The organism is Denitratisoma oestradiolicum (genome assembly GCF_902813185.1).
Taxonomy (GTDB): domain Bacteria; phylum Pseudomonadota; class Gammaproteobacteria; order Burkholderiales; family Rhodocyclaceae; genus Denitratisoma; species Denitratisoma oestradiolicum.
The window spans coordinates 1608273-1620266 of sequence record NZ_LR778301.1 but is presented as its reverse complement, the minus strand read 5'-3'; the positions used below and the strand labels follow the sequence as shown (position 1 = coordinate 1620266).

The 11994-nt window shown below is 62.5% G+C and carries 12 protein-coding genes; 6 read left to right on the top strand and 6 right to left on the bottom strand.

The genetic code is table 11. The features are described from left to right. Nucleotides 1-110 precede the first annotated feature (110 nt). The 3 genes from DENOEST_RS07460 to DENOEST_RS07450 all read left to right on the top strand — a co-directional run bounded on the left by DENOEST_RS07460 (nt 111) and on the right by DENOEST_RS07450 (nt 2671). On the top strand, nt 111-893 hold the full coding sequence (locus tag DENOEST_RS07460; RefSeq protein ID WP_145769826.1) for a GNAT family N-acetyltransferase: 783 nt from the start codon (nt 111-113) through the stop codon (nt 891-893). Nucleotides 894-1129: 236 nt separating this feature from the next. Further along, complete coding sequence (locus tag DENOEST_RS07455; RefSeq protein WP_183148221.1) at nt 1130-2275, top strand: glycosyltransferase; 1146 nt, start codon at nt 1130-1132, stop codon at nt 2273-2275. Nucleotides 2276-2284: 9 nt separating this feature from the next. Then, entirely contained in the window at nt 2285-2671 is a 387-nt protein-coding gene (locus DENOEST_RS07450; protein ID WP_145769824.1) for a diacylglycerol kinase, read from the top strand. A gap of 36 nt (nt 2672-2707) precedes the next feature. Here DENOEST_RS07450 and DENOEST_RS07445 read toward each other — a convergent pair whose 3' ends face one another. The 4 genes from DENOEST_RS07445 to DENOEST_RS07430 are packed head-to-tail and all read right to left on the bottom strand — an operon-like array spanning nt 2708 to nt 6750. Then, nucleotides 2708-4906: an MtrB/PioB family outer membrane beta-barrel protein gene (locus DENOEST_RS07445; protein WP_170228119.1), complete on the bottom strand. Its 2199-nt coding sequence runs from the start codon at nt 4904-4906 to the stop codon at nt 2708-2710. A 19-nt stretch (nt 4907-4925) separates the two neighbouring features. Then, nucleotides 4926-5783, bottom strand: coding sequence for a cytochrome c3 family protein (locus DENOEST_RS07440; protein WP_145769822.1), 858 nt, complete (start codon nt 5781-5783; stop codon nt 4926-4928). A gap of 12 nt (nt 5784-5795) precedes the next feature. Then, nucleotides 5796-6380, bottom strand: a complete 585-nt coding sequence (locus DENOEST_RS07435; protein ID WP_145769821.1) for a NapC/NirT family cytochrome c — start codon at nt 6378-6380, stop codon at nt 5796-5798. Between the two features lie 40 nt (nt 6381-6420). After that, nucleotides 6421-6750 carry a c-type cytochrome gene (locus DENOEST_RS07430; RefSeq protein WP_145769820.1) on the bottom strand — a complete coding sequence of 110 codons (330 nt, stop codon included), beginning with the start codon at nt 6748-6750 and terminating at the stop codon, nt 6421-6423. 169 nt (nt 6751-6919) lie between these two features. Between DENOEST_RS07430 and DENOEST_RS07425 the strand changes: the two genes are divergently transcribed. Continuing rightward, entirely contained in the window at nt 6920-8383 is a 1464-nt protein-coding gene (locus tag DENOEST_RS07425) for a sensor histidine kinase (protein WP_145769819.1), read from the top strand. After that, on the top strand, nt 8352-9014 hold the full coding sequence (locus DENOEST_RS07420) for a response regulator (RefSeq protein WP_145769818.1): 663 nt from the start codon (nt 8352-8354) through the stop codon (nt 9012-9014). The genes DENOEST_RS07425 and DENOEST_RS07420 overlap by 32 nt, the downstream gene beginning before the upstream one ends. Before the next feature lie 10 nt (nt 9015-9024). Here the strand turns inward: DENOEST_RS07420 and DENOEST_RS07415 are convergent, their stop codons facing one another. Next, entirely contained in the window at nt 9025-9900 is an 876-nt protein-coding gene (locus tag DENOEST_RS07415; RefSeq protein ID WP_170228118.1) for a helix-turn-helix domain-containing protein, read from the bottom strand. A 140-nt stretch (nt 9901-10040) separates the two neighbouring features. Continuing rightward, entirely contained in the window at nt 10041-10496 is a 456-nt protein-coding gene (locus DENOEST_RS07410) for a VOC family protein (protein WP_170228117.1), read from the bottom strand. 229 nt (nt 10497-10725) lie between these two features. Between DENOEST_RS07410 and DENOEST_RS07405 the strand changes: the two genes are divergently transcribed. Then, the gene (locus DENOEST_RS07405; RefSeq protein WP_232096462.1) at nt 10726-11982 is read left to right on the top strand and encodes a glycosyltransferase family 4 protein; all 1257 of its coding nucleotides are present in this window, start codon (nt 10726-10728) and stop codon (nt 11980-11982) included. The last annotated feature ends 12 nt before the right edge of the window (nt 11983-11994 follow it).

The window sequence follows — 11994 nt, the reverse complement described above, 5'->3', positions numbered from 1 at the left end:
AATCATTCATGACAGCGCGGCGACATGACACACAGCCTTCACGAGATTGAAACAAGACAGCAACATGAATTCTTCAGCATTCGGGCCACACCAACAACAGGAGCATCCCCATGCTGAACGAAGGCCTTGGCCGTTCCCCACACATTCACCGCCCCCATTATCACGTGGGACTGGCCCGCAGCGAGAGCGAGATCCGCGAGGCCCAGAAGCTGCGCTACCGGGTCTTCGCCGAGGAGATGGGCGCCCGCCTGGAAACGGCCGAACCCGGCGTGGACGCCGACCACTTCGACCCCCATTGCGAGCACCTAATCGTCCGGGACGAAGCCAGGGGGCGCATCGTCGGCACCTACCGCATCCTGACGCCAGAAGGCGCCCGCAACACCGCCGGCTATTACAGCGAGACCGAATTCGACATCGGCCGCCTCAACCACCTGCGGCCCCGGCTGGTGGAAGTGGGCCGCTCCTGCATTGACCCGGAATATCGCTCCGGCGCAGTGATCGCCCTGCTCTGGGCCAGGTTGGCGGAATACATGGTCAGCCAGGGCTATGAATACCTGATGGGATGCGCCTCCATCAGCATGGCCGATGGGGGCCACAACGCCTCCAATCTTTTCGTCGAACTGATCGACCAGCACCTGTCTCCCATCGAATACCGGGGCTTCCCCCATTCCCGGCTGCCCTATCACCGCCTGGTGACCGGTCGCCCGGCGGAAGTTCCACCTCTGGTCAAGGGTTATCTGCGAGCCGGCGCCTGGATCTGTGGCGACCCGGCCTGGGACCCGGACTTCAACACCGCCGACCTGCTGGTGCTGCTGCCCATGAACCGCATCAACCTGCGCTACATGAAGCACTTCGTTAACACGCAGGGTCGCCAGCACCATCCCCGAGGATGAAATGCGCAAAGGCCAATTTAAGGAAACATCGATTAAGTCCGTCACACCGGCGAAAGCCGGTGTCCAGTGTGTTGATTTTCCTGGATTCCGGCGTTCGCCGGAATGACGCATTGGGACTTGTTCGGTGCCTCCTTTAATGCCCCGCCCCGGGGCGGGGCTACTGATCGGCTCGCTACGCTCGACAAACACACTGGGCTCCGTTGCCGCTTTTTCACTATGCAAAATGAGAACCCATCATGCACGTGCTGATGATTTCCGATGTGTATTTTCCCCGCATCAACGGGGTCTCCACTTCCATCGAAACCTTTCGCCGGGATCTCGTGGATCAGGGTATCGAAATTTCCCTGGTCGCCCCGGACTATCCGGAGCCCCACAGCACACCGGCCACCTGGCGCATCCCTTCGCGCCGGCTGCCCTTCGATCCCGAGGACAGGCTGATGCGCTGGCGTCCCCTGATGCAGGCGGTGGAAGATATCAGCCGCCACAAGGTGGATCTGATCCATGTCCAGACCCCCTTCGCCGCCCACTACGCCGGCCTCTCGGCCGCCCGCAGCCTGAAGGCGCCGATACTGGCCACCTATCACACCCACTTCGAGGAATACATCGGCCACTACCTGCCCCTGTTCCCCCGCCCTCTCCTGCGCCATGCAGCCAGAGGCCTGGCCCGGCGCCAATGCAACGGCCTCGACGCCGTGGTGGTGCCCTCCCTGGCCATGCACCAGACCCTCGCCGGCTACGGCGTCACCACGCCCCTGCATGTGCTGCCCACGGGCATCCCCATCGAACAGTTCAGTGCCGGCCACGGCCCCCGCTTCCGCCACCGGCACGGCATACCCGAGGGCCGGCCCATGGCCCTGTACGTGGGGCGGGTCGCCCACGAGAAAAACATCGTGTTTCTGATTGACGCCATCAAGCTGGCGCGGCGCCAACATCCCGACCTGCTGCTGGTCATCGCCGGCGACGGCCCGGCCCTACCCGCCCTGCAACGCATGGTGGTGGGCCTGGAGCTGGAGGATCATGTGCAATTCGTCGGCTATCTGGACCGACAGCAGGAGCTGCCGGACTGCTATGCCGCCGCCGACCTCTTCGTCTTTTCCTCCCGCACAGAGACCCAGGGCCTGGTGCTGTTGGAGGCCATGGCCGCCGGCCTGCCGGTATACGCTTTCGCCGCTCTGGGCACACGGGACATCGTCGAGCCGCAACAAGGCGCAGTGGCGGCGCCGGAAGAACTGGCCGCCTTCGCCGCCGGACTGACCGAGCTGCTGGCCGACCGCCCTCGCCTGGCGCACTTGTCCGTCGCCGCCCGGCAATTCGCCCAAAGCTGGTCCGCCCCGGATCGGGCCCGGCAACTGGCCGGGCTTTATCGAAGCCTGTGCCGCTAAAATGGCTTCATGTCAAAAACGCCTTCCCCCGAAAGTCCCTTCAAGGGCAAGACCGGCCTGGCCCGGGTCTGGAACGCTTTTTTCTATTCCCTGGCCGGCCTCCAGGCCGCCTACCGCCACGAGGACGCCTTTCGTCAGGAGGTGTGGCTTGCCGTCCTGTTGATCCCGACGGCCCTGCTATCGCCCGCCAGCGGCATCGGCAAGGCCCTGATGGTGGCCAGCGTACTGCTGGTGCTGGTGGTGGAACTGCTCAATTCCGCCGTGGAAGCGGCCGTGGACCGCATTTCCCTGGACCATCACGATCTGGCCAAGCGTGCCAAGGACATCGGCAGCGCCGCCGTCTTCGTCAGCCTCGCCAACGTGCCCCTGGTCTGGGGGCTGGTGCTGTGGGGTTGAGCCCCAAAGGACGAGGGGGCCGCAGCCCCCTCGAGTCTAGAAGCCCAGGGTAACGCCGAACATCAGCGCGTGATACCCGGAAGTCATGTCGTGGTAGACCTGATCCGAGTAGTACTCATACACGTAGGCCCCCTTGAGTTTCACCTTCTTGCTGATTTCGTAATCGACACCCAGGGTCAGCGTATGGACCGTATTGTTGATGCGCTCGTCGATCTCGGGAAGGGCAAGGGCAATGGCGCCGGTGGCGGCATGTCCCTTCGACTTTGAATAGGCATAGTCGCCGTTGTAGCGCAACAGGTCATTCACCTGCCAGTTTCCGCCCAGGGTCAGGACATGGGTGTCCACCTTGTATTCCGGCCGGTCATTGAAGATGAAAGAAATGGCGTTGTTGGGCGCCTCGAAACGACGACGCCCCTGGCGCAGGTAATAGCTGGTGAAATCATCCTGCATCCAGGACAGACTGGCCGTGGTGTTGATCCACTCGCTGACCGGCATGTTGAGGGAAGCGCCGGCTGACTGCTGCGTCCCGTGCATGTCCTGGGTCAGCGGGGTGCCCGTGGGCAAGGCGCCGGCCGTATTGCTGGCGATGGAGTTGTTGCCGTTCTTCCGGTCCCGGTAGTTGTAGTAGCCGCTGGCCAGCATGCCATTGCTGGCGGTGTAGGTCAGCTTGGTCTTCAGTCCGAAGACCTTTTCCGGCTCTGCAACCAGTCCGGTCTCATCCGCCCAGAGATAGGAGGGCGTCACCCGCAGGATCATGCCCTGCATGGGACGCGACACCAGGCTCAGGTACAACTCGTCGGACTTGCTCTGTTCCCGGTAGAACGACTGCTGGGGCAGGATGACGTTGCCCACGCCCCCCACCAGCGGTATCCGTGCCGTGGACCAGGTCAGATCCCGATCCTTGTCTTCATGCCGCCAGCCCACGCTCATCGTGGTCTTCCAGACCGAGGGGCGGAACGTGGCGGCCAGGCCGTAGTTCAGGGACTTGATGCTGTTGATGCGCACACCGAGGGTCTGGTCCCCGGCCGGGTCGATCAACCCCACCACCGGAAAACTCGAATCATTGTCCCGGTTGTTGTATTTGATGAAGCCTTCCAGGCCAACACCATTGATCGCGCTGGAGCTGACATTCAGATAGGCGCTGTCGGTTCGTATCTTGCCGGTGTCGTAGCCAAGAGTCCGCTGTTGTGCGGAGAAGGAATCCTGCTCCAGGATCGACAGGCCGTAACCCGCCGCAACCGAGGTGCTGCCGAAGCGCGTGGCGAAACGCAGATTATTGGCAATCAGCGTGCTGTCCGGCACGAAGTGAATGGGATTGATGCTGGTGATCACCAGGGGCTGCACCGTCGCCGGATCGGCGATGGTGAATTTCCTGGCCTGGCTCTCGAATTTCTCCACGGAACCATCGTAGGCCAGGGTGACCCCACCCATGACGCCGCTCAGATTCACCGTATAGCGGTTCATCTTTTCATCCACCGGCATGTTGAAACCCCGCCAGCGCTGCTGGGTGCCCAGATCGGGGGCACCGGCGCCGGCATTGGTGACATTGCTGCCGCCCAGGACATAAGTGGCGAAGCGGTTGCCATCCCGCTTGTAACCGTCGTAATTAAGGGCTGCGGTGAAATCGGTGCCAAAGAGAGTCGGCTTCAGGGCCAGCCCCAGTCCGTAACTGGTGCGATCCACCTTGAACAGGGTCTGGGCACTGTCATCATTATTGAAGCGAGCGGCATAACCGGTCTGGGTGTTGGCGGCCCCCACCGGCGTTGCGTAGGCCGGGGCGGTGCCGGTACCGACACCATAAACCTGGTCCACCACACCCGGACTCCGGAGGAAATTCAGCCCCCCCGTGGAAGTACGGAAGTTTGAGTAGTAGCCGGCAAGGCCCAGGGTATCCGAGTTCGCCTTGAGCATTCCGCGATGATTGTAGGCGCCGAATCCCTGCCGCTCCAGCACGAAGACATCACGCTTTTCGTTCGAGCCGACGATGCGCAGGTCGGCGTCCAGATAAAGGCCGGAACGGCTGTCGTTGCTGCCGCCTTCCTGGTAGTTGTAGCGCTCCAGAAACTGGGTGCGCCGGGGGCCCGTATCCTTGAAGTAGTCGAAGGAATACAGCTTGGGGGTGACTTCGCCGCTGAAGACGATGCTTTCCGGGGCGGAGTCCGCCGCGGACGCGGGCGAGACGGCTAGGGTCGTCACCGCGGCCAGCACGGCGTTGATCGGTGTCTTTGCGTTCATGATTTTCTCCCCTGATTTCTCAATGGCGCAGATGCTGGTCGGTGGAACTGCCATGCATGGCGGCATGACAGCTCGTGCAATCCCTCAGCACGGCGCCGGCCACGACCTCGGCGCGAATGCTTGCCGATGCGGTACTGGTCGACCCGGTCTGTCCGTGCCGACGGTTGGGCAGGGAATGACATTGCAGGCATTGCACGGGCTGGGCCGCCTGCAACATGCGCTTGTTGGGCGTACCGTGAGGATCGTGGCAAATCGTGCAGTCCTCGGCGGCCGGCGGGTGTTCAAAGACATGGGGCCCCCGCACTGCCTGATGGCACTTGGTGCACTGCTCGGTCCTGCTGCCCAGGGATGCCTGCTTCGAGGCGTGGGGATCGTGGCAACTGGCGCAGGTCATTGCGCCTTCCTTGACCGGGTGATGGGAGTTCATGCTGAAGCGCGCCAGCACATCCTGGTGGCAAGTGGCGCATAGCGCCGTGGTCTTGCCCGCCTTTTCCATCGCCGTATTCAACGACTTGACCTTGGGTGTGTGGAGCCCATGGCAATCGCTGCATTTGACGCCCGCCTTGTTGTGCTCTGCGATCAAGAAATGCATGCGGCGCTTGTCGGACTCATGGCAGCTCAGACATTGGGCACTCTCCGGTCGTCCGGCCGGTACGGCGACCGGTTCCTTGGCCTTGGCGTGATTCAGACCGTCGCTGTGACAGGACGCGCAGTCACCGTGGTAGACATGCGTCCTGGCCTCGGTTTCGTGGCATTCCAGACACTGGCTGCCGGTAACGGGAGCCCCTTTGCCTGCCCCGCCGTTCGGTGCCGCGTGGGCCGGGGCGAGCACCGACAGGCCCAGAGAAATCGCCAATACCCCCATGAGTCGTTTCATAGTCCGCTCCCTTCAATCGTGAATCTTCATGTCCCGGGGGCCGAGAGGACCCTTGGGCTCTTTGTGCGCAATACCGAAATGGCAGTCGATGCAGGTGCTGCCTTCCGCCTTTCCTTTCTCGTGCTGTACCCTCGATTCCTCCTTTTGCAGATCGGCGTCGATGTTGCCCTCGTGGTGGCAGTTGCGGCATTCCTGCGAGTCGGTCTGCTTCATGCGCTTCCATACCCGTTGCGCCAGTTCATAGCGTTTGGCCTCGAACTTTTCCTTGGTATCGACAGTACCGACGGCCTTGTGATAGAGCTCGAAACTGGCCTGAAGCTTGCGAAGTATCAGCGCCACCGGCTCCCGCGGAACATGGCAGTCGGAACAGATGGCACGGACCCCGGTACGGTTCCTGTCGTGAACGGTGTCCTTGAATTCCGCGTAAACGTTGTTGCGCATCTCATGGCAGGAAATGCAGAACTTCTCGGTATTGGTCCAGGCCAGTCCGGCGGCGCCGCCGACCACCAGCAGCATGATGACAATCAGGACAACAGCCACAACCCCGATTGCCTTGACCAGCCCCCAACGGCGTATGGCCGCCCAGATATCGCTCATCGCATCCCTCCCCCGTAATCCCTGGAAACTCTGTCGGCCATCAGCGGGACAGAATCCACTCGATCAGATTCTTGACCTTGGCCGGGTCCCGGGTCTTGGCGGCGCCATGATCCGTTTCCTTGCCGTCCACCTTGACCTTGCTGGGCTCGGTCACATGCTTGGTCAGCTTGGCCTCGGCCTCGGGCTTGCCTTTGTATTTCGCAGCGACTTCCTGGTAGGTCGGACCGCTCTTTTTCTTGTCGACGCTATGGCACTTGAGGCACTTGCTGACTTTCAGCAATTCCTCGGCAGCCTCCTCATCCACCGCCAAAACCGGGCTTCCGAAGGAAAGGATCAGGACGCAGACAATGCCGGTATTACGTACGCTCATGGTTCTTACCCCTGCTATTTATGTGGGATTGTTGTCATGCACCATTATTGCCATCCGCAACATCAGGGCTAGCGGCAAGGGTCTCGAATTGACTCGGACCAAGGGCGCGAATTTGATAGGACTTTGGTCTGATTCCGGGGCCGATCTTGCGTGCTACCATGGCCCGGTCATGCACCACCGCGATCAAATCCTCCGCGTATCCCATGCCACACAGGCCTTCGGGCGACTGAGCCTGCTGCAGCAGTTTCTCCTGGTGATCGTGGTGATCCTGGTGGCCGGCGCGGTGATCACCGGCACCTGGATCGGGCGCCAGATCGAAAGCAGTTCGATCAACCGGACTGCCGCCATCGCGGCGGTCTACGTGGAAAGCATCCTCGCCGGACAACTGCATGATCAGACGGTCCTCGGATTGATGGGCGGCGAAACCCATGCCACCCTCGACCGGGTATTTGTCTCCGGCCCCTTACGCCGCAAGGTGGTCCGCTTCAAACTCTGGAGCCCGACGGGAACGATTCTCTACAGTAGCGACCATGCCCAGGTGGGACAGCAGTTTCCGATGGACGGCAGGCTCGCCGCCGCCTTCGCGGGAACCTTGCAGGCCCGGGTCAGCAATCTGGAGGAATCCGACAATCCCCCGGAACGGGAGAACTGGCCCCAACTCCTCGAGGTCTATGTGCCGGTGCGTGCCCATGGCACGGCAGAAATCTTCGCTGTCGCCGAGTTCTATCATTCGATGGAAAACCTGAGCCGCGACATCCGCTCCGCCCAGCAGCGCAGTTGGCTGCTCGTCGCCATGACCACGATGGCGATCTGCCTGTTGTTGCTAGGTCTTGTGCGCCGCGCCAACGCCACCATCCTCGACCAGCAGCGCGGCCTGCATTCCCAGCTCCAGCAGTTGCGTAACGCCCTTGATGACAACGAGCACATGCGCAAGCAGTTGCGCGATGCCGGTGCCCGCTCCACCGCACTCAACGAACAACTCCTGCACCGGGTTGCCGCCGACCTCCACGACGGGCCGGCCCAGGAGATCGCCTTCGCCCTGATGCGCCTTGATACGTTGGTGGACGCCTTTAGCGGACGCGCCCCCCCGGCCGGCGATGCCTCCGGGGAAGTCCAGCGCATCGAGGAAGCCCTGCGCTCCGCCCTGGGAGACGTGCGCAACATCGCTTCCGGCCTGGCCCTGCCCGGCATCGAGAATCTGACCCTGGCCGACACGGCACGGCGCGCCATTCAGGACTTCGAGCGACTGTTCGGACCAGGCGTCGAAACACAGATCGACGATGAGCTGGCCACCGCATCGCTGGCGGTCAAGATCACGGTATATCGACTCCTTCAGGAATCCCTGACCAACAGTTGGCGACATGCGCCCGAGGGCGCCCCCCAGGTGCGGGTGAGCAGGGAAGGAGAACACGTGAGAGTCATCATTTCAGATCGGGGCCCCGGCTTCGACCCCCAGGGCGATGCCATATCGGGACACCTGGGCCTTCCCTTCATGCGAGAGCGCGTAAGACTGCTCGGCGGCGCTTTTGCAGTCCGGTCCGCCCCCGGCAGTGGCACGTCCATCGACGCCAAACTTCTACTTTTCCCGGAGGACGCCATTCATGTCCAGCCCGATCAGCATCCTGCTTGCTGACGACCATCCCCTGTTCCGCGAAGGCGTTGCCCATTCCCTGGATGCGGCCGAGGATTTCCTGGTGATCGCCCAGGCCTGTAGTGGAGAAGAGGCGGTTGCCCTGGCCCAGCGACTGCAACCCGACATGGTGCTGCTTGACGTCAACATGCCCGGCATGGGCGGCATCGCCGCCGCCCGGGACATTGCCGCCTGCGTACCGAATGTGCGGATCATGATGCTGACCGTCTCGGAGGACAGGGAAAGTCTCCTGGCGGCGCTCAAGGCTGGCGCCCATGGCTATGTGCTCAAGGGTGTATCGGCAGGAGAATTGCGCGCCATTACCCGCAGCATCGCGGACGGCGAGGCCTATGTCACGCCGATCCTGGCGGCGGAACTGCTGACAGAACTTTCCCGTCCCAGCCCCCCCGACGCCCTGTCCAGGCTGACTGCACGGGAAGCCGGCATCCTCAAACTGCTCAGCCAGGGCCTCACCAACCGGGAGATCGGCGAGTCGATCCATCTCGCCGAAAAGACCGTCAAACATCACATTACCAAGATCCTGCAAAAACTACAGGTCCGCTCACGCACCGAAGCAGCGGTGATCGCCATACAACATGGCACAGTCGACGGCCCCATGGGTCGGGGAGGCTGATGCTGCGGAGCTATGCCTGACGCCGGAACTCCCGCGGCGACAGTCCGTAGCGCTTGCGGAAGGAACGACTGAAGTGGGAGACATCGTTGAATCCCCACTCGAAGGCGATCTCGGTGATGGAGCGTTTTCCAGGCCGGCCTTGCAAGGCGTTACGGCAGCGCTCCAGCCGATGTTCCAACAGGTATTGTGAAAAGGTCCGTCCGGTGTGACGCATCAGCAGATGCACGTAGCGGGGCGAGATGCCGCAGGCGGTGGCAACGCTTTGCACGTCCAGCCGGGGGGCGTTCAGATTCGCGGCGATGCATTCCAGCACCCGGCGTCGTTGTCTATCGACCAATCCTGAGACAGCGGCTTCCTCATCGTGCAGGGTGCCGAAGAGGCCCGCGACCATGCGCGCCACCACATCAGCCAGTGCCGGCATGTCGGCCGTGCCCAACTCTGCCCGTCTCGCCCACAGGGCGTTGATGAAACCCCATACCAGTGCCCCCTGCCCCGAGTCCGCGCTCACCGGATTCATGCATATCGCCCGGGGATCGGCCAGGTAGCGCTCCAGCAGCGGCTTGGGCAGGCGCACATTGAGCAGATGGCTATCGGCACCAAGCTCTCGCCAGTGGGGCGCCTGGCTATCCAGCAACAGCATCGACCGAACGCCCCCACGAAATTCCCGGCCGTATTGCCCGCCATGGAAATCGCCGTTCAGTTGCAGCGGCAGGTAATAACTGTCAGGGGCAGCCCGCTCCGGCATGGGAACCTGAAGACTTTGCCGGGAGGTCGAATGAATCTCCGCAAACTCCAGGCCACCGAACTGCCATGATTGGTAACGGGTGAGGAAACTATGTCTCGGCCCCTCCGAAAACACCTGAGCGCCCGGATAACGGAGGGACATGAACTCCCTCCAGCCTTCAAGGCTGCGCCAAACTCCATCATCCTGATCCGAAGAGATCGCATGCATCTGCCCCTCGCTTTCGAAAAATGCAAATGACACCGAACCGAAGGAATTATGTCAGAGATGATGGAAACTCAGACCTACCCCGGTTTTCTGTCGATCCGGGCCAGGGCGACACCGAATCCGCAACGATCCGCCGAAGAAACATAGGACTCCTGATAGCGGCAGAAGCGCCCGCCCAAGTGCTGATCCATCTCGTCCTGGGAATAGTCCAGCGAATGGAAACAAGCATAGCCCGCCGATATGGCACGGCTGACCGCCACATCGGCATCATCGACGCCGAAAAAGACAGTCACGATCCCTTCACCCTTGTGCGCCAGAAACTGCGACACCGCGCTGTCGTGCTCCCGGCCGGGCATGGGAGCGCACAGTTCGATACCGGCGTCCCAGGCGATGGACACATGGATGCCGAAGGGCGCCCCCGTCCAATGGGCGTCATGAAACGTCGCCCCCAGCATGTCGGCATACAGCTTTTTGGCTGCCTCCAGATTCCTCACGGCGATCACGATCCGGTTGATGCCTCTAAGTCCCATCATCGACTCCCAAGTGAATGTTGACCACGGACATGACTGCTGGCCTGACATGAACGCCAACAGCATCGATATTCTTCCTTGAAAATCCCCTGGGTACTTGACTCACTGGGTAACGAAACTTGACCCGATGGGAAAGCACTGTGAATCACAGCACCCAGTCGCCGCATCATGCCTCCCTCTGTCACAAACATGTAACCCGCCATTCATATTCCCGTCGCACGCCGCCACCATCATGGGCGCCATGAAGACGGAAGAGTTCCACCCGCTGATTGCACGCCGGCCCCGGGGCACTCCGCTGAAGCTGGCCCTGGTCACGGAAACCTACCCGCCCGAAGTCAATGGCGTGGCGATGACCCTGGGCCGGTTGGTTGAAGGCCTGCGCCTGCGCGGACATAGGGTGCAGCTTATCCGCCCGGTCCAATCCCTGGGTGAATCGCCGATTCGCCACCGGGAGTTCCACGAGCATCTGGTGGCTGGTCTGCCCATGCCCGGCTATCCGGGCCTGCGCTTCGGCTTGCCGGCGGGGACCAGCCTGCGCCGGCTCTGGCGCGAGGACAGGCCCGACATCGTGCACATCGCCACCCAAGGTCCCCTGGGCTGGTCCGCCGCCAAGGCCGCCCGCCGCCTGGGCCTGCCGGTCAGCACCAGTTACCACACCCACTTCGACGCCTACAGCGGCCATTACGGGCTGGGCTGGTTGCAAGGCGCCATCGCGGCCCATCTGCGCCGCTTCCACAACGCCGCGGATACCACCCTGGTGCCCACCCGGGAACTGGCGGCTCGCCTGGCCGAGCAGGGATATCGCAATGTGGGTCTGATGGCCCGGGGCGTGGATACCCAGCTCTTCAATCCGGCGCACCGTTCCCGGGAGCTGCGGACCCAGTGGGGCGTGGGTCCCCGCGCCCATGTGGTGGCCTACGTGGGGCGCCTGGCAGCGGAGAAAAACATCGACCTGGTGCTGCGCACCTTCGATACCCTGCATCAGACGCGCCCCCAGACCCGTCTGCTGCTGGTCGGCGACGGCCCCCTGCTGGCCCGTCTGAAGACGGATCATCCGCAACACATCTACGCCGGTGTACGGCGGGGGGAGGATCTGGCCCGGCATTACGCCTCCGCCGACCTGTTCCTGTTTCCCAGTCTGACCGAAACCTACGGCAATGTCGTCGCCGAGGCCCTGGCCAGCGGCCTCGGCGTGGTGAGCTATGCCCGGGCAGCCGCCGCGGAATTGATCGAAGACGGCCACAACGGCTTCATCGTGCCTCCGCGAGACGAGGTCGGATTCATCCAGTCCGCCACCGACCTGCTCATTCACCCGACCCTGCTGACCCGCTTCCGGCTGCGGGCCGTCGCATCCATTTCCAGCCTGGCCTGGGACCGGGTCACCGACCAGTTCGTAGACACCCTGCGTTCCCTGGTCCCGGCGGCGCAAGCCCGCTCCTGCCCAATAAGCGGTGATCGTCCCAGGCCAGCCAGCCCGATGATTTCCTGACGCTGACCCAAG

Excerpts from the sequence above, each read along its gene's own strand:
- DENOEST_RS07460 (WP_145769826.1), top strand. The coding sequence starts at position 111 with ATGCTGAACGAAGGCCTTGGCCGTTCCCCACACATTCACCGCCCCCAT.
- DENOEST_RS07455 (WP_183148221.1), top strand. The coding sequence starts at position 1,130 with ATGCACGTGCTGATGATTTCCGATGTGTATTTTCCCCGCATCAACGGG.
- DENOEST_RS07450 (WP_145769824.1), top strand. The coding sequence starts at position 2,285 with ATGTCAAAAACGCCTTCCCCCGAAAGTCCCTTCAAGGGCAAGACCGGC.
- DENOEST_RS07445 (WP_170228119.1), bottom strand. The coding sequence starts at position 4,906 with ATGAACGCAAAGACACCGATCAACGCCGTGCTGGCCGCGGTGACGACC.
- DENOEST_RS07440 (WP_145769822.1), bottom strand. The coding sequence starts at position 5,783 with ATGAAACGACTCATGGGGGTATTGGCGATTTCTCTGGGCCTGTCGGTG.
- DENOEST_RS07435 (WP_145769821.1), bottom strand. The coding sequence starts at position 6,380 with ATGAGCGATATCTGGGCGGCCATACGCCGTTGGGGGCTGGTCAAGGCA.
- DENOEST_RS07430 (WP_145769820.1), bottom strand. The coding sequence starts at position 6,750 with ATGAGCGTACGTAATACCGGCATTGTCTGCGTCCTGATCCTTTCCTTC.
- DENOEST_RS07425 (WP_145769819.1), top strand. The coding sequence starts at position 6,920 with ATGCACCACCGCGATCAAATCCTCCGCGTATCCCATGCCACACAGGCC.
- DENOEST_RS07420 (WP_145769818.1), top strand. The coding sequence starts at position 8,352 with ATGTCCAGCCCGATCAGCATCCTGCTTGCTGACGACCATCCCCTGTTC.
- DENOEST_RS07415 (WP_170228118.1), bottom strand. The coding sequence starts at position 9,900 with ATGTCCCTCCGTTATCCGGGCGCTCAGGTGTTTTCGGAGGGGCCGAGA.
- DENOEST_RS07410 (WP_170228117.1), bottom strand. The coding sequence starts at position 10,496 with ATGATGGGACTTAGAGGCATCAACCGGATCGTGATCGCCGTGAGGAAT.
- DENOEST_RS07405 (WP_232096462.1), top strand. The coding sequence starts at position 10,726 with ATGGGCGCCATGAAGACGGAAGAGTTCCACCCGCTGATTGCACGCCGG.